Source organism: Pleurocapsa sp. CCALA 161 (assembly GCF_003003995.1).
Classification (GTDB): Bacteria; Cyanobacteriota; Cyanobacteriia; order Cyanobacteriales; family Xenococcaceae; genus Waterburya.
The window spans coordinates 1-17,820 of the sequence record NZ_PVWF01000098.1; the positions used below are offsets into that span (position 1 = coordinate 1).

The 17,820-nt window shown below is 39.6% G+C and carries 17 protein-coding genes and 1 pseudogene; 5 read left to right on the top strand and 13 right to left on the bottom strand.

Going from position 1 to position 17,820, the window contains the following annotated elements; all coding sequences use genetic code 11:
• Nucleotides 1–1,092 (bottom strand): annotated as a pseudogene (locus tag C7B62_RS19010) (hypothetical protein); the annotation flags it as partial.
• Nucleotides 1,082–2,581, bottom strand: coding sequence for an ATP-binding protein (locus tag C7B62_RS19015; RefSeq protein ID WP_106240695.1), 1,500 nt, complete (start codon nucleotides 2,579–2,581; stop codon nucleotides 1,082–1,084). The gene C7B62_RS19015 and the pseudogene C7B62_RS19010, both read right to left, overlap by 11 nt.
• A 457-nt stretch (nucleotides 2,582–3,038) precedes the next feature.
• Here C7B62_RS19015 and C7B62_RS19020 point away from each other — a divergent pair, with 457 nt between their 5' ends.
• Complete coding sequence (locus C7B62_RS19020; RefSeq protein WP_106240743.1) at nucleotides 3,039–3,260, top strand: Nif11-like leader peptide family natural product precursor; 222 nt, start codon at nucleotides 3,039–3,041, stop codon at nucleotides 3,258–3,260.
• A gap of 65 nt (nucleotides 3,261–3,325) precedes the next feature.
• Here the strand turns inward: C7B62_RS19020 and psbA are convergent, their stop codons facing one another.
• The 7 genes from psbA to C7B62_RS19055 form a co-directional block, all read right to left on the bottom strand.
• On the bottom strand, nucleotides 3,326–4,408 hold the full coding sequence (gene psbA, locus C7B62_RS19025) for a photosystem II q(b) protein (RefSeq protein ID WP_106240699.1): 1,083 nt from the start codon (nucleotides 4,406–4,408) through the stop codon (nucleotides 3,326–3,328).
• Between the two features lie 306 nt (nucleotides 4,409–4,714).
• Entirely contained in the window at nucleotides 4,715–5,755 is a 1,041-nt protein-coding gene (locus C7B62_RS19030) for a metal-dependent hydrolase (RefSeq protein WP_106240702.1), read from the bottom strand.
• Nucleotides 5,752–6,684 carry an AAA family ATPase gene (locus C7B62_RS19035; protein WP_106240706.1) on the bottom strand — a complete coding sequence of 311 codons (933 nt, stop codon included), beginning with the start codon at nucleotides 6,682–6,684 and terminating at the stop codon, nucleotides 5,752–5,754. Before C7B62_RS19035 ends, C7B62_RS19030 begins: the two co-directional genes overlap by 4 nt.
• The gene (locus C7B62_RS19040; protein WP_106240709.1) at nucleotides 6,654–6,854 is read right to left on the bottom strand and encodes a hypothetical protein; all 201 of its coding nucleotides are present in this window, start codon (nucleotides 6,852–6,854) and stop codon (nucleotides 6,654–6,656) included. Before C7B62_RS19040 ends, C7B62_RS19035 begins: the two co-directional genes overlap by 31 nt.
• 306 nt (nucleotides 6,855–7,160) lie before the next feature.
• Complete coding sequence (locus tag C7B62_RS19045) at nucleotides 7,161–7,691, bottom strand: DUF6155 family protein (protein WP_106240713.1); 531 nt, start codon at nucleotides 7,689–7,691, stop codon at nucleotides 7,161–7,163.
• 9 nt (nucleotides 7,692–7,700) lie between these two features.
• The gene (locus C7B62_RS19050; protein WP_106240715.1) at nucleotides 7,701–8,060 is read right to left on the bottom strand and encodes a hypothetical protein; all 360 of its coding nucleotides are present in this window, start codon (nucleotides 8,058–8,060) and stop codon (nucleotides 7,701–7,703) included.
• 49 nt (nucleotides 8,061–8,109) lie between these two features.
• Complete coding sequence (locus C7B62_RS19055; protein WP_106240718.1) at nucleotides 8,110–8,376, bottom strand: WGR domain-containing protein; 267 nt, start codon at nucleotides 8,374–8,376, stop codon at nucleotides 8,110–8,112.
• A 300-nt stretch (nucleotides 8,377–8,676) separates the two neighbouring features.
• Between C7B62_RS19055 and C7B62_RS19060 the strand changes: the two genes are divergently transcribed.
• Both C7B62_RS19060 and C7B62_RS19065 read left to right on the top strand, forming a co-directional pair.
• Nucleotides 8,677–9,393 (top strand): ParA family protein, encoded by a 717-nt coding sequence (locus C7B62_RS19060; RefSeq protein ID WP_106240721.1) that lies wholly within the window; start codon nucleotides 8,677–8,679, stop codon nucleotides 9,391–9,393.
• Nucleotides 9,390–9,815 (top strand): hypothetical protein, encoded by a 426-nt coding sequence (locus tag C7B62_RS19065; RefSeq protein WP_106240747.1) that lies wholly within the window; start codon nucleotides 9,390–9,392, stop codon nucleotides 9,813–9,815. Before C7B62_RS19060 ends, C7B62_RS19065 begins: the two co-directional genes overlap by 4 nt.
• Before the next feature lie 47 nt (nucleotides 9,816–9,862).
• Here the strand turns inward: C7B62_RS19065 and C7B62_RS19070 are convergent, their stop codons facing one another.
• Nucleotides 9,863–12,133, bottom strand: coding sequence for a hypothetical protein (locus C7B62_RS19070; protein ID WP_106240725.1), 2,271 nt, complete (start codon nucleotides 12,131–12,133; stop codon nucleotides 9,863–9,865).
• A gap of 207 nt (nucleotides 12,134–12,340) precedes the next feature.
• Here C7B62_RS19070 and C7B62_RS19075 point away from each other — a divergent pair, with 207 nt between their 5' ends.
• Nucleotides 12,341–13,522: a hypothetical protein gene (locus C7B62_RS19075; RefSeq protein WP_106240729.1), complete on the top strand. Its 1,182-nt coding sequence runs from the start codon at nucleotides 12,341–12,343 to the stop codon at nucleotides 13,520–13,522.
• 338 nt (nucleotides 13,523–13,860) lie between these two features.
• On the opposite strand, the gene dnaB is transcribed toward C7B62_RS19075, so the two are convergent.
• Both dnaB and C7B62_RS19085 read right to left on the bottom strand, forming a co-directional pair.
• Nucleotides 13,861–15,222 (bottom strand): replicative DNA helicase, encoded by a 1,362-nt coding sequence (gene dnaB / locus C7B62_RS19080; RefSeq protein ID WP_106240750.1) that lies wholly within the window; start codon nucleotides 15,220–15,222, stop codon nucleotides 13,861–13,863.
• Nucleotides 15,215–16,357 carry a hypothetical protein gene (locus C7B62_RS19085; protein ID WP_106240732.1) on the bottom strand — a complete coding sequence of 381 codons (1,143 nt, stop codon included), beginning with the start codon at nucleotides 16,355–16,357 and terminating at the stop codon, nucleotides 15,215–15,217. Before C7B62_RS19085 ends, dnaB begins: the two co-directional genes overlap by 8 nt.
• A gap of 257 nt (nucleotides 16,358–16,614) precedes the next feature.
• Here C7B62_RS19085 and C7B62_RS19090 point away from each other — a divergent pair, with 257 nt between their 5' ends.
• Nucleotides 16,615–17,001 carry a hypothetical protein gene (locus C7B62_RS19090; RefSeq protein WP_106240736.1) on the top strand — a complete coding sequence of 129 codons (387 nt, stop codon included), beginning with the start codon at nucleotides 16,615–16,617 and terminating at the stop codon, nucleotides 16,999–17,001.
• Nucleotides 17,002–17,129: 128 nt separating this feature from the next.
• Here the strand turns inward: C7B62_RS19090 and C7B62_RS19095 are convergent, their stop codons facing one another.
• The gene (locus C7B62_RS19095) at nucleotides 17,130–17,669 is read right to left on the bottom strand and encodes a siphovirus Gp157 family protein (RefSeq protein ID WP_106240740.1); all 540 of its coding nucleotides are present in this window, start codon (nucleotides 17,667–17,669) and stop codon (nucleotides 17,130–17,132) included.
• Nucleotides 17,670–17,820 lie beyond the last annotated feature (151 nt).

A 17,820-nucleotide genomic window follows, 5' to 3' on the forward strand; every position in this document is an offset into this window, starting at 1 on the left:
GAGTTTTTCTAGTGATAGCTGTAGCTGTTTCTTCTTCGCCTGTAGTCGGTTACGTTCGGATGCGCGATTTGAAAGGGTTTGACCTGCACTTACTCTGTCTCCTGGTTTTACCTTTAGGTCTTGAGGATTGGAGAGAGTGAGTTCAATTTTGATATTGCTGGGTTCGAGGCGATTTTTCCTGGTTTCTGATATTTCTGGAAGAGGAGGTAAGGGTTCTGTGACAGAGGAGGACACGGGAGAAGAATTTAGTTCACTTGCGGCGGCTTTTGGGTGTGAAGATTCATACCCAAAACGCGCCGCCTCAATTGATGTCTGTGCAAAGGCAATGTTTTCAGTTAGTCGATTATTGGAGAGTTGAAGAGGTAGTAATTCGCATCCAACTAAGGCGATCGTTATTCCTGCTGCTGTTAAATACGACCAAGCTTTAAAAGGTAGTAATGAAGGACGGTCTAAGGAATTATCATTACTAAAATTATCTGCTGGTTCGTTCAACTGAAAATCGTTGACCCCCATTCGAGGGCAAGCAGTAGATAATTCTGGTTGAATTGTTTGGGTATGGGGAACTGATGAAGCTGCACTAATAGCCATTACAGGAGATACGCTAACAATATTTGTTTCGCGTTCAGCGAAGCTGCGTCTTTGGCGATCGCCTAAAAGATTCCGCTCTTCAGTAGGTGGTAATAGTGATGAGTTTTGACGGTGTTTTTTCCACTTAGAAATTAGTTTACGGGAGCAGCCTTTGCCTGTAGTTTCTTTGACGTATTCGATGAGTTGGTTGTAGGTAGAGTTTTCTGGGGCGGTGTTGAGAGTTTGGAATACACGTTCGATTCTGCGCCAGTGAGGTGTTCCTTTTACAGTCATTAATGGGAGATTATTATTGGTATTAGACTTGTTTAAACTTCGTTTAACTTGGTCTTGAGGTTGGTTTAGATCCCCCCAACCCCCCTTATTAAAGGGGGCAGTGTCGATATCTTTAGTCTTGGAAGTTGATGTGATGTTTGCAGAGAGATTTTGCAGCAGGTCTTTATTGACTTCGGTGTTGAGCCAATCGGGAGAATGGTTTTTGAGGAATTTTCTAACTTTATTCAACATCTTTTAATCGTTGGTAATAAGGAAGAATTTCTAGAAGTTCGGCTTCTTTACCAAAGCGACAGAGGGCTGTGAGAGAAGTAAGTTCGGCTACTTTTTTCTCGGCGAATCTGAATTTTTTGGCTACTTTGTTTACTTCGGTCTGGTCAACTGGAAGCACAATTTTACTAGCGGAGTTGCCGATTACATCCTGACTGAGATGGCGTTCGGATTGGGAGGCTAGGACTAGAGATAGTCCGAATTTTCTGCCATCAGCGATGATGCGATCGCAAGCACTACCTTCGTTTTTGGGCATTTCTTTGGCTTCATCGATAAATAGGAAAGTCCTGGGCAGTCTGCCTTGTATTTCACCAAGTAAACGATGTTGGTTCATTAGTTGCCAAGCTAGGGATTCGGCGGAAATGGCTGCTAGTTCGGGTGGAAGTTTGGATAGGTCGATGCGGATCAGTTTTTCGGTTAGCTTTGGTTGGGGACGGCTGAATACTCCATACTGAAAAGTGGCAGCTAGTTTCAGCTTTAATTTCTGGCTGTCTTTGCATTCGGTTCTGAGGGTGGTTTGGTTGAGAGATGGTCTGTGGATCTGGATGAGGTAGTTTTCGAGTTTGATTAGTTCCTGCCAATCAGAAAGATGTTCGTAGTAGCGGATTTGAAAGGTTTCCCCTGGATAATGTTCTTTGAGGAGGTAACGAATGTGGTGATGTCCATCGATGCGTTTTTGAATGTCTCTGGCTGCACCGATGTAAAGCAAGGGCGAATTGCCCTTCGGGTTCGACAGTTTGCTTATGTCGGGGAACCCGCCCACCGCAACTGTCTCACCATTCGCCCCTACAGATTGATGGAAAATAAAATAAATACCACTGGTATTAGGCTTGCCGACTGGTAGATTTTCAATACAGATACTTTCGGCTAGTTCTTTTTTACTATCGTCTTGGAATGCAGTAGCGACTCGGCGGTTAAGTTCTTCTTCAAGATCATCAAAGTTAGGTGGTTCTAAATTCCATGTTGACCGTTGCTCCTGAACTATACCCCGTTTGAGATAGCAGGTTTTAATGACCTCAATTAACATCCCTTCTTGATTGGGGCCGAGGCGTAAAGATTTTTTCAGTATCCCCGCCATCTGAATCGCCTGTAAATTTGATCCGCCCCCTTCTGGGTCGAGATTGACTACTAAAGGATTAATACCGTGAGGGGATGCCATGTGTATCGGATAGCAAGTCTCACCGATAATCTCTTGGTCGCCGTGAAAATCCAGTAGGATAACCTGCATCTGGGGGTAGGTCTGATGGAGAGAAAAAGCGATCGCCTTCAAGGTCTGAGTTTTACCACTGCCAGATGCACCAATGGCTACGATATGCCCGTTGGGTAGGGTTTCAGGATTCCAGTAATAACCTTCTCCCAAGTGGATGCCTTCACCTTCTGTCTGTTGGGTGTTAGTGGTGGGTTCGGGTTTGAGAACGGCTATTGGTAAGGGTTTTTCTTTGCGGGCAAACATCGGCTGATATTAGTTATGGGTTCTAATACCTGTTATCGATTATTTTTGAGGGTTTTGCCGTGATCCGAAGGCTATTTATCCCGCTTAGTTTGGGACGCGCAGCGTAATCTGAGTTGGAAAGAGCGATCGCTTTGAGGTCTGAGTTTTACCACTGCCTGATGCTCCAATGGCTGCGATATGTCAGTTGGAATGGTTACGGCTAAGTTGGTTGAGGATAATTTGAAATTTAATTATAGTAATTTGGGGGATGCGATCGCGACGCGGTTGCCCTAAAGCACTAGCTCCTTACGTCGCGTCGTCCTTTAGGGCGCTTTTGAGAGAACAGTATGCAATAGGGAGTGTGGAGGTTAAGATTTTGCGGTCATGAATATTCAGTCTCAGAGCATTTAAGATGGTCTATTATAAGTCTGATCAACAAGTTCGCAACACATGCATAGCGAGAATAGGAGTTTCAAATATGGCTTTAGATCAACTCGAAGCATTTTTAAAGAAAATGCAGTCTGAACCTGCACTTAAAAATGAGGTGCTTGCTTCTTCAACAGCAGATGAAGTTTCACAAATAGCATTAAAGCTTGGTTTTGAATTTTCAGGTGATGAATTATTGAGAATGTCAGGTAAGAAAGTTGGCAGGGTTACTGTTAAAAAAAAGGATCTTCCTGGAGAGTACTGGGGGAATTGAATAGCCTTGAAAATAAAAAACGCCCCCCATTGTTGGAGGACGCTTTCTTAATTAATTAAAAGATATTAACCGTTGATTGCGGGAGCGCTTAAAGCTACAGGAGCAGAGTCGCCACTAGCAAGGTCAAGAGGGAAGTTGTGTGCATTACGTTCGTGCATTACTTCAAAACCAAGGTTGGCTCTGTTTAAGATGTCTGCCCAAGTGTTGACTACACGTCCTTGAGAGTCCATTACCGACTGGTTGAAGTTAAATCCGTTGAGGTTGAAAGCCATGGTGGAAATACCCATTGCTGTGAACCAGATGCCGATTACTGGCCATGCACCTAAGAAGAAGTGTAGACTTCTGCTGTTGTTGAAGGATGCATATTGGAAGATTAGACGACCGAAGTAGCCGTGTGCTGCCACGATGTTGTAAGTCTCTTCTTCTTGTCCGAATTTGTAGCCGTAGTTCTGTGACTCAGACTCAGTTGTTTCACGTACTAAGGAGGAAGTTACTAGTGAACCGTGCATTGCAGAGAACAAACTTCCGCCGAATACACCTGCTACTCCCAACATGTGGAAGGGGTGCATCAAGATGTTGTGTTCTGCTTGGAAGACCAACATGAAGTTGAATGTTCCAGAGATTCCTAAAGGCATACCATCGGAGAAGGAACCTTGTCCTAATGGGTAGATTAAGAATACTGCTGTGGCTGCCGATACTGGTGCTGAGTAAGCTACACAGATCCAAGGACGCATTCCTAGACGGAATGATAGTTCCCACTGACGACCGAGGTAGGAAAATACTCCGATCAAGAAGTGGAAAATAATCAATTGGTAAGGACCACCGTTATATAACCACTCATCAAGTGAAGCTGCTTCCCAGATGGGATAGAAGTGTAGTCCAATTGCGTTGGAACTAGGTACTACTGCTCCAGAGATGATGTTGTTGCCGTAGATCAATGAACCTGCTACGGGTTCGCGGATACCGTCAATGTCCACTGGGGGTGCTGCGACGAAGGCGATGAGAAAACAAGTTGTTGCTGCTAGGAGTGTAGGGATCATCAAGACTCCAAACCAACCGACGTAGATGCGGTTATTAGTGCTTGTTACCCACTGACAGAACCTTTCCCAGTTATTCTGGGTTTGGCTTTGTTGTAGTGTAGTTGTCATTGTGTTTATGATTGCGTTGTTTATATATTTGTTCGGTTTTCAGAACAGGATAGGAAACGGGAAAAAAATAATGTGTTTTTTTATCCATATAAGTACATTAACTAATGTAAAGTTATTTGTCAAGTTTTGTAACGAAATTGTTGACGATCTCTATCGCAGGTCGTAGCAGATAGCAATATGGGGATTCCAACCCAGGACAATTAGGCGATCGCAAAGCGTAGCCCTTCGGGCTAATCGCCCGTCCCCGAACTCAGATTACACCCAAACCCAATAGACCAACACAGGAACAGACAACTCATTTCTAGTTCACTTTTTAGGCTCGACAATTCTAACTACCAAATTTCCACTCGCATAATAATCCCCCAACAACCTCAACACATCTATCGGCGAGCTAGCAATCAACCGTACATAAGCAATATCACTCCCTGGCTGCAAAGTAATCGTGTCATAACGGTCAATGTGGCTGGGTATAATCAGACCATCGGTATCAAAAATAGTCAGAGTACCACTTAAATAAGTTTGCGACTGGGGTAAAGCTGCAATCTTCTCATACAACTCCTCATCATCAAAGAACAGATTAGTAACTGTAGTAGTAATAGGTGCTACCCGTTCAATCTTCATTTGACTAGCAATAATCTGACACTCTTGAGAATTACCCACGCGATAAGCAGTTCCCAGTTCATCTTTAACTAGTAAATCATTCTGATTGAGGGGTTGAATAATCTCATAGTCTTTCTCTATTGGTTCTTGAGTAATAGCATTACGTCCTTTGATCTGTGCCTTGAGTAAATAACGGGATGCGTCTTGGTTGACGGTTTCAATTGCTCCTGATGGTAAGCCTAATGCTTGGTTAAAGTTTCTGACTATGCCCCCTGCTGAATTAATCTGAATGCTCAGGATGGCAAATACAATCAGAATAAACAAGACAAACCATTCCGCACTGCTGCCAGTAGACAATCTCAGTCTGGGATTGGCAGGACAAATTGCCCTAACTTTAGAAGGATAAAATAGTGCTACTCCTGACTTAGTAAAGACATCGCCAAAGAAGCCCCAGAAGAAACCAGATACCATACCTAAATAGTATTTATAGCCGAAGAAAGTAACGGGGACTATGGCGATCGCAAAAACGGCTAATGCTAAAAAACTATGGGTAATGGAGCGATGGGCAAAACGTTTTTCTAGATAGCTGCTGAGGGGAAATAAAACTCGTCCTGAATAACTTTTAGTCGTATCCACGTCTGGAAACTGTGACGCGATCGCGCTCAGACTAAGCACCACTGGGTCAGCCGTACCTAAAACCAGAGAAGTAGCAGCTACAGCCAGGACTATGTGAGTCCGCGACATCATTGACCCAATCTTCCTTTACTGCGAGGCAAGCTGTATAAAATGAGGCGAATTACCGCTACCGATACGGTGATAATGCCACCCAGTAGATACAACGATTTATTATTAAATCCAAGTCCGATAAAGCGAATCAACACCAAACACATCAAAGCAGCAATGATATAGGGAGTAATATCAAACCATTGAGTATGGTCTAATGCCTGACCATCTAAACCTAAATATTCTTCTCTGACTACCCTTTTGGCTAACATGGGATTACCGCCGACTCTCTGTTGTAGAGATGCTAATTGAGCAGGAGTAAGTTCTAAGTTTAACTCCGCAGCAGCTTCTAACATGATGGCTCTAGTCGCCTTTTCTGCCATTGGTTCTAGTTCAATCCTGGGCAGTTTTAAGAAAATATCTCGTGCTGGAGGATAGTTAGCTAGTAGTAAAATTGGTTGTCCTTGAGTGTGGAGTTGGTCTAACCAGCAGCGTAGGGAAACAGGAAAACGATGAGCATTGTCACAGATGAGAAAAGCGGTGTTCACTAATAGCCAGTCAGCAATCTCTTTCATCAGTCCCATTGTCGAGAGTGCTTTACCGTCGAGGTTTTCTGTATCCACCCCCAACTGTGCTGCTATTTCACTCAGGATTTGCTTGACTGTTCCTGGTTTGGTGACAGCTACCTGAAAGTTCATTTCTGTTAACTCGGCAGTAATGGCTTGGGATAAGAAGGTTTTGCCACAACCAGCTTCGCCAACAACTAATAAACTTGAGTTTGCCTGGAGTGCAGCGACAATGCGACAGAATTCTTTACCTCTGTAGATTTGTAGCGAGTCCGAACTTTCATGGGCAGACAGAGATTGTCGGCGTGAACCATCCCCCGACACAACATAGGTATATATTTTCTCTTCGCCGTTGGCTAGCTTTCTTCTATGTCTCTTAATCGGCATGATTCAAGTTCCCACTCGTTGGCTAATGCTTTAGCATCTTTGACAGCTTGCTCTTTAAACTCTTGAAGCTGCTGGGGCGACATACCTAAATCGAAAGCCTTTATTACTGCATCAATAGCATTAGAAGATAATTTAGTTTCCAGCTTACTCGGTTCGTTAGTTTGGTTCATTTACTGCTGTAGTTTTAAATAGAGGTTTATCTCCTTTATAAGCTTCAGCAAGACAATCTGAGAACAGTAATATTTCGTTGATTAATTGAAAAATTAGTTTTTTTTCCGCTTCTATAGGGGCAGGGGAAACGGAACTGGTACGAAACGGAACTAGGTAAAATATTGATTTCTGGTAGGAGGAAGGGGAATTAGGAGGTGTTTGGCGATCGCTATTGTAAAAATTGGTGGGTTACGATGGATTGTTGATTTAACGGTTTTGATTCAAGGTAATTCCCATCTAACCCACCCTACAAAATACTACAAATACTACTGAAAAGCGTCTTCGTATATCTCGCTTAGGGTATCGTGAAATCCCCAGCCCATATCCGAGGTGTCTGAGACAATCTTGTAACAGCGTTTTTGAAAAATATCTTGCTGTCCGTGTTTGATAATTTCGTTAACAGCCTTCTCATACATCGTTTCCATACTGATATAGAATGGCTCGTCGATATCGCCATAGGCATCGGTAAATCTCACTCCCTGCTCGACATAAAACAGCATGATATCTATCAAACTTGTAGCTGTTTTGGTGACTTTTTTGTATTCGGTAATGGCTTTTTTGGCGACTGATAACTTAGCTCTGTCGAAACCACGAGTCGGGAAAAACTCATCTTCGATAATCTTTTTGTATTTGGCTGCAACTTGAGTTTCGTCTTGGGGAGCGAGTTGAATTTGGTAATAGTCTTTTACTGGTTGAAATCTTTTGTAGAGTTCGGAAATATCGGCGATTAATTCTTCCTGAGAACGAGCTTTTAGGTGTTTTTTGAAAGTGGTCAGGTTAATTTTTGGTTGAGTCATGTTGCTCGATTAACTAGCTCTTTTGGCTTGAAACGTAGAGCGATCGCCCATATGAAACCCGATTAATCCTTCTACATCATCATCACCGTTTAATTCTAACCAACCGCTACCATTAGCTTCATCCATCTCATCTTGACCTTCCCAAGTGAAGCTCAGACGCTCTTTATCTCCTGTCTGTTCAATGTAGCCATCAATATAACCACTAACTAGCCCAAATTGAAAATCACCTGAATTATCTGCTTGAATTTCAATGTAGGCTTGAGTTTCCATGTTGAAATAGTCTTCGTCCCACTCTGACATCTCGTAGATATGCCATATACCGATAAAACCATGGTCGGCTTCGGCTTTTTCGAGTTTGGTTACACTCATCAATCGACTTCTTTATTGCTCCGCCTTTATAGTAGCGTGAAGTTTGAGCTTAATTTTGACTCACTTTATCCTTTGATACATATCCTCGTTTACTGCGACGGTTCGCTTGTTTTTCATACCACAGTAAACCTGTTTGATAGTCTGGGCAGATTGTTGAGTTGGAGCGACCGAAATCTTGTTTGACGGCACTACCCCAAGTACGCTTAATAATCCAGTTGCCAAATAAATCTTGGCACAATTCCAGTAGGTAAAAACGTGTGTCTTTTTGCCAGCTTGAACGCTGCCACTTGTCTAGTTGGTACTTTATTTCAGCCATAGTGATTATTAGCACTACTCTGTATCCTATATCGTTTATTATTCTAATAACTTTTTAACCCTTAAAGGTATTAGACGTTTATAGGTTAAAAGTTTATTACTATTAACTGTTTAACCTTTTAAGGTATTAAATTATTAACCGAATAAACTATTAAGCTTTTAGATGTTAATGAGTTATTAGGTTTAAATGATTAACGTAGTAAGGTATTAAACCTTTTCTTGGTGCAGTCGCTCATAGGGCTTGCATCGCTTAGTTTGATGGAAACCCCAAGACCGCGCTGCACCGCAATAGGATTTTATTATGTTGAAGATTGCCGTTTTCAATTTCAAGGGAGGTACTGCGAAATCAACCACCACCCTTAATTTAGGTGCAAGTCTGGCTACCTCAAAGCGCAAGGTATTGTTAATCGATTTGGATGGGCAGAGGACACTAAGTTTTGGTTTGGGTTTAGATGGTGATGCGCCTACAGCAATGAATTGGTTGAGCGATGGTGAAGTTCAACCTTTGGAAACCAAGACTAAAAATCTCTGGCTGATACCTGGAGATATAGGAATGTTTCAGCTAGATGCAGACTCAGATTTATTTACTCCAGCCTTGGAAAAGCTCAAAAATTTCGATATCTGTTTGATGGACTGTTCCCCTGGTTTGGGTATCGCGTCGGTACAGGCAATCTTAGCCAGCGATCGCGTGTTGATGCCCGTTATCTGCGAACCTGCGGTCTTAAAAGGATTATCCGAGGCATTACAGCTAATCAAAGGAGAACGCCCCGATGTTCCCATCGATGTCGCTAGAGTCAGATACCGCTCTCAACTGGTCATCACTAGAGAAGCTGACAACCTATTAACCGAAGCAGCAGAGGAATCAGGTTATACCCTGTTTAAAACTCTCGTACCAGAAAACATCGCCGTCGCTGAAGCGATCGCCCAACAGATACCCGTCATCGATTACGCACCGCGATCGCCTGGAGCAAAAGCCTATCAATCACTGGCTAACGAATGTGTGAGGTTATGGAAATGAGCGATAAGAGAATGGGAGGAATGAAATTAGGTAACTTCTCTGGCATCAAAAAAACGCAACCAGAACCAACAAAAACATCAGAATCAGCACAAGAAGTTAAAGCCGAGCCTGAAGTCAAGGAAACTGAAACTCAACCTGTTAAATCTGCTAAATCTGAGGCTAAATTAGTCAAGAAAACCAAGCTTAAGCAGAAAAAGGAACAGTTGGTCACGGTGAATATCAAAATCAGAAAAGACCAAAAAGAATGGCTGACAGATACAGCTAGCACGGTACGCAATAACAATACTGATCCAGTGCTACCAGCAGAGAGAGTTTATCCGCAGCATTTGATTGGAGTGGCGATCGATTTTTTGGAAGCTGCGGGGGTTGATTGGGGTGAGGTTAGGAATGTGGAGGAATTAAGGGAACAGTTGAATTTATAATTCCTAAAATAATTCAAAACGAAATCACATTTCCAATGTGTACTCTTTTATCTTGAATTTTTTTCGTTGTTAATATTTCTAATTTTAAAATGTAAAATAGAACGGCGTAATGAACGTTTTGACTCCCAATAATAAGGAGGAAGAAAGAGTTGTCTATCATATGTGAGAGACGAAGCTGGATTTACAATCTCTTTACCATGTTTTTGAGCAGTAGATATAATTTGTTTAATCAGGAAATCTTTTCGAGTAAAGTATTTTAATTCCTGACCATTATATGAATATTCAGGAAGAGATAATATAAGTTGACCTGGATCTTTTAAAAGAAGAATTAATTTTTCTATTCCTACTGTGTATATTTTTATCAACTCTTTTAGATCTTCTGTTGTGTTAAAACCGTAAGGAGGATCTGTTACTATAACGTCATATTTATTTTCTTCCTCAAGTTTCTTAAGTTCTTCAACTTCATTTTTATTATTAATATTTTCCTCTGTGATAAAATCTCTGTCACTTGTGTCAAATTTATTATAATTTATAGTACAGGATTTTGAATAACTTTTCTGATCTTCAAAATCTATATATTGGCATTGGCTATTTTTACCTGAACTATTGTTAATAGTTTTTTTATGTTCAATCAAATTTTTAGTCAGTTCAATAAAATTGATAATATTATTACTATATAATTGCTTCCATATATTAAGTGTTTCATCTTTAGTATTAGAATTTTGATTATTCAACGTCAAATGCTTAAAAAAGATTTTGTAAAGAATATAAAAAAGTATTCTAGAACTTAAATTATTTTTATATTCATCTTTTTTCAAAAATTTACAGTTTTCTTCATCTGGATCTTTTTCATCTTTTTCTATATAAGTTTCATATAAAAAATCAACAATATCATTATATTGATTGATATTGATATTGATATTATCGTCACCTTTATCAAAAGCAGTCTTTAATTCTGATAAAGTATTATTAATTTCTTCTAACTTCTGAATATCTTTTGTTTCAAGACCGCCAAAAAATTCTAAGTTATCTTGACATAGCATATTAGAAATTGGTGAAATATCACTACAACAAACTTCTACTTTTTCTCCGTATTTTAATGCCTCAAAATAAGTTGTTCCACTACCAGCAAAAGGATCTAGAATTTTAATTTTTTTATTTGACCCCCCAGTTTCCATATTTTCTATTTCCGCAAGGTTTAACATAGCTGATAATAAGGTATGTGGTATGGTAACTGGAGCAATCCAAGCTGGTTTGTTTTCCTCAAATTTATAAAATGGATTACAATTTTTATACAGTTGCTCATAGCATATATAATATTGATTTATATCTCTTTTATTTGAAGTAAAATCTATTTTGCTATCCTTAAACAAAAATATACTTTTACTATTATCTTTTTCTTTTAAAATATGTTCGTTTCTATCCCATTTTTTTTCAGGATCTAGTATGTCATACCGATCAACTATTAGTTTCTCCTCAAAATTTTTATGTAGTTCATTTAAGATTTCTAAAATAGTTTTATTGTCCATATAAAATTTTGGAATATAAATTTTGAGCTTATCTAAACTATCTTGATCATCTTGATTATTTTTTGAAATATCTTGATCTTCTGAATAAACTTTAAATAATAGTTTTTTTCCATTAATATGCTCTTTTTTAAGAAAATTTTCTAGTTTCCTTTTAAGATCTTTATAATTAGCTTTTTTTGTATTTTGTATATAGATATTTTTACCGCAAGTAAATATATATCCAGAACTTGCACACATCTCTTTAAGCTGAAGTTCATAACATGGCGCTAAAAATACAGCACAAGAATCGTAAAAACAATCAATTACAACATAGTTGTTAATAACTTCATTATAATTTTTATCAATTTCATTTGTTAAATTTTTTTTAGATTCTTTTATTTGTTCTATTATTTGTTCTGTATCACTATCTTGATCATGTGCTTCTACGTATTGTTGCTTTAATGAACTTAATTCATCAGCAGCAAAAGTATTTACTAAGCTTTTAATATGGTTTTTAAATTCTTCTACAGAAATCAAATGTAGCTTTTCAGTAACTTTTGTTTTGTTTGTTACATCGATTAAGTGTTGCGTAATTAATGACTTTAATTCAGCAAACTGCATATTTGTAACGTCTAAGTCATGTCTAAATACAAAATGGTATGAGTTACCTTCTTGACGAAACCAATGATCAAAAAATTGATCTGAGTCAAAATAGCTTTCTGCTAGATCTGCAATTGAAAGATGATTGTCTTTTCTAAAGCCTGTATCTAAAGATTGTTTGAACTTTTCCTTAATATTGCATTCATTCATAACAATTACTATTTTAGATAAATCAATATCTTGTTTTAACCTCAATATCCTCAATATTCAATCAAAATGAATAAATAACTCGAAGCTTTTACCAGCGATCGCCCTCAAAACCCCTTTCATAGTAGAATTCATTTAATAGTCCCCTCGTGGCTAGTCATTGGTACTGACTGAAGCCCAGGGGAAGTAAACCTAAATGAGAGGTTCACAATGAAAAAGTTTAACAAAAAGACAGCCTTAGTATTACTCGAATCGCAAGAAGACTTCCCTATTGATTTTGATGATGCGTGGCGTTGGCTGGGATTTTCAACCAAGCAGAAAGCTTTAGAGAAGCTAAAAGCTCACCATATTGAAGGTTTGGAGTTTTTAACCATAGGGTTAAAAACCTCTAGTGAAAAAGGTGGTCGTCCTTCAGAACACATTTTGTTATCAACAGATTGCTTGAAAACAATGGGAATGATGGCTGGCACTGAAAAAGGTAGAGAAATCAGACGATACTTTTTAGAATGTGAGCATCAATTAAAACAAATAGCGCAAAAAGCCCAAGCAACTATAACCAACGAAGACCTATCAGCGATCGTCGAAGAACTAGAAAACCTGATTATCAGCATTCGCTCTCACGGTCGCACCATCCACACAGGTTCACATCAACCCCTAGACCCGACCCTCTTCAAATCACTCCACACCCTAAGCCATAACCAACTATCAGTCATCAACGCCACCATCCAACAGCTAGAACTGCTTAAGCGTATTGCTGAGATGAACACCGACTACGAGTCAGCTTCACCAGAACAGACAATTAATTACCTCTTTGGCAGTCCTAGATCTACTCAAGAGCAAAAACCCCAGACAACAGAGACTAGAACGGTAGAAACCAAAGCAGAGATAACTGAGTCAAGTAAGACCGCAGCAGATGAGACTGAAGCAGACAAAACTAAGCAACTGACCAATATCAATATCAAGATTCCCAGCAGCCAAAGACAATGGCTGGCAGATACGGCACGTCAGGTTAGACGGAATAATACTAAACCTGTTGCCCCAGGGGAAAGAGTTTATCCACAACATCTCGTCAGCATCGCCATTCAACTACTACAAAACACCTCCATTGATATCGAAGCTGCTCACAGCCTCCGCCTCGAACAAAACGAACCACCAGCCACGATTAATATCAAAATTAGCCGTCAACAGCAGCAATGGTTAACCGATACTGCTAAAACCATCAGAAATAGTAACCAGCCACCTACCTGTCCTCATGAACGCATCTATCCCCAACATTTAATTGCGATCGCTGTGGAACAGCTACAGAACGCAAATGTTAGGTGGCATCGGGTAGAAAATGTGAGTGAGATTCAGCAGCGTTTGGCTACTCCTTGCCATTTGCATTTGGTTTAATTTTGGGTTTTGATAATTTCTCTAAGCCTCTTGATACAAAGGTTATAAAAACATAGCAAGGTATTAGACGTTAATAGGTTTAAGGGTTTGATTTGAGAGGATTTGGTGGGTTACGACGAGACTTTATTTTACTGTTTTTTCCGCTAGGGTATTTACCGTCTCAACCCACCCTACAAAACTTACAAAACCACTTTTAATGCGCTACTATTAATATGGAAAGCTTTTAATCGTGATGCGTCTTTTTCAGAGTAAATATATTTGATTCTTGTAAAGTCATAGTTATCGCATCAATATATCTAGGGTTTTTTTATTTGAGGTAAAACGGCTTGGCGACCCAATCAATTAAACTCAAAAGCTTTCAAACTATCAATCATTCCGCAGGACTTATCAAACAACAGTTCAATCTTGCCAGTATCCCCATGCCTCGCCTTGGTTAAGATCAATTCCAGAATATTCTGGTTAACCGTATCGGGATAATAATACTCATCCCTATAGGCAAAGATAATGTTATCCGCCACCATCTCTAAAATTCCTGATTGAGACAAATCCGACATCATCGGGCGTTTGTCCTGTCGGGCTTCAACTCCTCTAGATACTTGAGATAAAGCCAGAATAGGAGCATCAATTTCTCCTGCTAGTTTATAAAGCGATCGCGCTACATCACCCAAGTCATAACTACGATTACCATTCGCATTTTCCCCTGCCATCATTTGCAGATAGTCCACTACCACCAGACCTAAATTACCTTCTCTTGCTTTAATTCGGCGACATTCTGAGGCAATACCAGCCACAGAGATTCCGCGATTATCATTGATAAAAATGGGTAGTTCCGCACAGATACTAATGATTTGGGCAATAGAATCCATCTCTTGTTGATTGAGGCTAATTTTCCCTGCTCTTTGCTTTCTCAGGCGATCGCCTCTGACTGGGTATAACTCATGCTCAAAAAACAAATGAGATTGAGAAATTAAACTCCACAGACGGTACTGTAACTGCTTTTTGGTCATTTCTAGGGAGAAATAAACCGCAGGTAGCTTGTGTTTAGCTGCCATCTGCAAAGTGAAGAAATTAGCGATCGCGCTTTTGCCCATGGATGGTCTACCAGCCAGGATAGTCATTGTTCCAGGTTCAAAGCCCACCATTAAATCATCTACATCATATAGTCCAGTTTCGTAGATTGGGTTATCGCTTTCCAGTTCGTTAAAGCAAGCAGCAGATATATCAGCAGTGCTATCAGTTTCGTGATTCATTTTCAAATCGCCAACTTGAAAGACTTTCTTCTGACTGTCATTGATGACATCTTCTAATTCTGACAGGTTATCATAGCCAAGTTCCACAATCTCATGACCAGAAGTGATTAACTGCCGTCGGACGTACTTTTCATTGACGAGTTTAGTATAGCGATCAATATTAACTGCGGAAACAGTTTGATTGAGCAACTGCGCTAATCTAGCAGAACCGCCGACCTTCTCTAACAAATTGCGATCGCTGAGATAAGTGCTGACAGCCATAAAATCGGTCGGTTTCTGTTGACGGTAAAGATTCATAGCAGCGCGATAAATCTCTTGATGGCTCTGGAGATAGAAAGCTTCAATCCTTAAATCTGGTTCTACCCTAGACATCGCCATTGGATCGAAGAGAATTCCGCCTAAAATTGCCTCTTCTGCCTCGATATTTGCAGGTATTGGTGAATTATTCATTTGACCCATCCTCCTCATTCAGATCGGAGTTTTGGCTTGATTGTTGGCTCTGTTGCCATTGCTTCAGTTCTTCGACTTGTTTAAATATTTCCTGTTCCTGCTGTTCACGGTCTTGATTTAGTTGTTTTACCCGTTCTTCTGCTGCTTCTTTTCTGGCACGTTTAATTTCTTCTTGTTGTTGTTTAATTTCAGCAATATATTCACGGCGTTGTTGAGCCAAGCTTTTCCTTTCTTCTCGTTCGGGTGGATTGTCTAGCAGCTTGTTAAATTCTTCAGGAGAAATCTGATCCTCCTTAGAATTTAGATTTTGAGGCTCATCTACAGGTTTTTTCACCGATTCATCGACTCGCATTTTTTGTCTAAATTTGGCGATCGTTAATTTTTTCGCTTCGAGGGCTGAACCTGCTCCATTTTCACTGTGCCTCGTAGTTTTATAAGTCCCATTAATCTTTGCTTCTTGAAAATTTCTGTAATAGATCTCCCATCGATTTTGTTTGGCTGCATTTTTACTGGCTAACCACGCATCGAGATCGTTAATTGGTCTTTCTAGGTTTTGTATTTTTTCTTTAACGAAATTTAAAAAATTTTCGCGCTCGCTTTCTGAGAGAGAGTCTTTAAAGTCTGAATAAGTCTGAAGAGTCTGAGGGATACTAGACCCTATATCTGCCAATGGTTTCAGCCCGCAATTTTCTCGGATCTGATAATCGGTTTTCGGATTTGATAATGAATTATCAGATCTGATAATTTTTTCTTCGATCTGATAATTTTCTGTTGGATTTGAGAAATCGTTAACGGCAACATCTTCTGTATCTGTCTCTGTGTCTTGATTTTCAGATTTGATAACCCAGTCGATGACCAATTTTCCAGATTTGATATTAAGAATTCCCAACTCTTTCAGCTTGGCGATCGCTTTATAAACACTTACTTCTGGTATCCGCCATCTCAGGGCAAACTCTTTCGGGATTATCTGAACGGGGCGATCGCAAAAAGGGTTTTCAGAACGTAGTGCTAGATGCACATACGCTGCATTATTAATTAGCTTGACCTCCCGCAGTTTGATTAACTCTTCTCTCTGCAATGGGTAAAACTCCTCTGTGAGCTTATTGTTGATTCGTTGGGGGACTGGTATAGTCATGGTTAACTCATACCCTCCAACTTGAGATAGTTGCTTTTAGATTCAATTTTTGGCATTATGATCCTTAAGTTTTTGAACGATAGTTCTTATGCACTAAGAACTTTTGTAAACATTTGCTCCCTGACAGGAGCATTTTTTTTATTTGCCTGATAGATTTAATGCGGTCGTCTATGTCATAATTTTGAGTATTCAACAATCAATTAAATTAGCGCAAACGCTAATAACTCGCAAGTGTTATTATACGCTTATAGGCTATAATGAATCATAGAGAAGCTTTTATTAAAACAAAACGTTACTTCGGAATAACTGGATCGAGGTTACACGAGGTAACAGGCGTTAGCAAAAATCACATCTCTGAATTCATCAACTACAAAAGAGATGTAACAACTAGCGTCTTTGATAAACTTGTTTTAGGTATGGAAGAGCTAGAGCCAGAGTCAAAGCAATACTATACAGATCAAATAAGAGAAAAAGAGTCTAAAGCATCAACATTGGCGAATATAGACTCATCAATTTTGGTTAAAAACATGAGTAACGAGCAGCTATCTAAGCTAATGTTTGCGATCGCTGCCAAGTTGGGAAATAAGTCTAAAAATGCTGGCGATGTGCGGTCTGAAAGTGACCAATTAGCCCTAACTTATTAGCTTTTATCAGTAATTGCTAAATTCTGTGGCAATTTATATGGAGACACAGAGAAAGTAGCAGAACAATTAAAAAACTTTTCCCCAGAAGCAATTCAGAATTTAACTGAAGCGATCGCCAACAAGTCTAATCATCTAATAGTTACAGAGTACTGATGAGATTCACTTAAAGATGCCCAAGCAATAGCACCTTGAGCATCGGCTTTAAGTAATTTTCTAATTTTAGTTAGATCTGGTTGATAAGTAACTTTGACATACTCGGCGGGTAATTTTTCAGGAGAGACGTTTAACAACACTTCCTGCTGCTTTTTCCTCAGACCAATTTTTGTAGATACGCCATCAATTTTTTGAACATTAGAGCGAATCATCTGATCGATTAAATATTTTCTCAGTCTGGCTGCGCCATTCTCTGCTTGACTCGCTAGTTCTCTAATTCGTCTAGCTTCGATTTTTCTAGCTTCGGCGATCGCTTCTTGATGTCTAATGTATCTTGCCACCTGTTCGGCTTTAACCTTGAAAGATTCGCCTTTTGAGAGCCATTGATTAAAGGTTTCTTGTAGCTTGATTTCCCTATCTTCTTCAGTTAGAGTTTTATCATCTGCAATCAGAGCGATCGCATTTTCTAATTGTTGAATTTCTTCAGATAATTCCCAGAGTCTAGTTGAGGTCATAGTTTTTGATACTTTGTTGTTTTTGTGCAATATAGAATGCGAATTAGTAAGAATAAACCCTAGTTATGACTAGGTGTAGCGACCCGAAATCATAATCACTCCGACCCGCAATAATGTCGTTTTTGAGACCACAATAAATGACACTATAAAT

What these genes read in the sequence shown, in the direction of transcription:
- C7B62_RS19015 (WP_106240695.1), bottom strand. Translation starts at nt 2,581, where the DNA reads ATGTTTGCCCGCAAAGAAAAACCCTTACCAATAGCCGTTCTCAAACCC.
- C7B62_RS19020 (WP_106240743.1), top strand. Translation starts at nt 3,039, where the DNA reads ATGGCTTTAGATCAACTCGAAGCATTTTTAAAGAAAATGCAGTCTGAA.
- psbA (WP_106240699.1), bottom strand. Translation starts at nt 4,408, where the DNA reads ATGACAACTACACTACAACAAAGCCAAACCCAGAATAACTGGGAAAGG.
- C7B62_RS19030 (WP_106240702.1), bottom strand. Translation starts at nt 5,755, where the DNA reads ATGATGTCGCGGACTCACATAGTCCTGGCTGTAGCTGCTACTTCTCTG.
- C7B62_RS19035 (WP_106240706.1), bottom strand. Translation starts at nt 6,684, where the DNA reads ATGCCGATTAAGAGACATAGAAGAAAGCTAGCCAACGGCGAAGAGAAA.
- C7B62_RS19040 (WP_106240709.1), bottom strand. Translation starts at nt 6,854, where the DNA reads ATGAACCAAACTAACGAACCGAGTAAGCTGGAAACTAAATTATCTTCT.
- C7B62_RS19045 (WP_106240713.1), bottom strand. Translation starts at nt 7,691, where the DNA reads ATGACTCAACCAAAAATTAACCTGACCACTTTCAAAAAACACCTAAAA.
- C7B62_RS19050 (WP_106240715.1), bottom strand. Translation starts at nt 8,060, where the DNA reads ATGAGTGTAACCAAACTCGAAAAAGCCGAAGCCGACCATGGTTTTATC.
- C7B62_RS19055 (WP_106240718.1), bottom strand. Translation starts at nt 8,376, where the DNA reads ATGGCTGAAATAAAGTACCAACTAGACAAGTGGCAGCGTTCAAGCTGG.
- C7B62_RS19060 (WP_106240721.1), top strand. Translation starts at nt 8,677, where the DNA reads ATGTTGAAGATTGCCGTTTTCAATTTCAAGGGAGGTACTGCGAAATCA.
- C7B62_RS19065 (WP_106240747.1), top strand. Translation starts at nt 9,390, where the DNA reads ATGAGCGATAAGAGAATGGGAGGAATGAAATTAGGTAACTTCTCTGGC.
- C7B62_RS19070 (WP_106240725.1), bottom strand. Translation starts at nt 12,133, where the DNA reads ATGAATGAATGCAATATTAAGGAAAAGTTCAAACAATCTTTAGATACA.
- C7B62_RS19075 (WP_106240729.1), top strand. Translation starts at nt 12,341, where the DNA reads ATGAAAAAGTTTAACAAAAAGACAGCCTTAGTATTACTCGAATCGCAA.
- dnaB (WP_106240750.1), bottom strand. Translation starts at nt 15,222, where the DNA reads ATGAATAATTCACCAATACCTGCAAATATCGAGGCAGAAGAGGCAATT.
- C7B62_RS19085 (WP_106240732.1), bottom strand. Translation starts at nt 16,357, where the DNA reads ATGACTATACCAGTCCCCCAACGAATCAACAATAAGCTCACAGAGGAG.
- C7B62_RS19090 (WP_106240736.1), top strand. Translation starts at nt 16,615, where the DNA reads ATGAATCATAGAGAAGCTTTTATTAAAACAAAACGTTACTTCGGAATA.
- C7B62_RS19095 (WP_106240740.1), bottom strand. Translation starts at nt 17,669, where the DNA reads ATGACCTCAACTAGACTCTGGGAATTATCTGAAGAAATTCAACAATTA.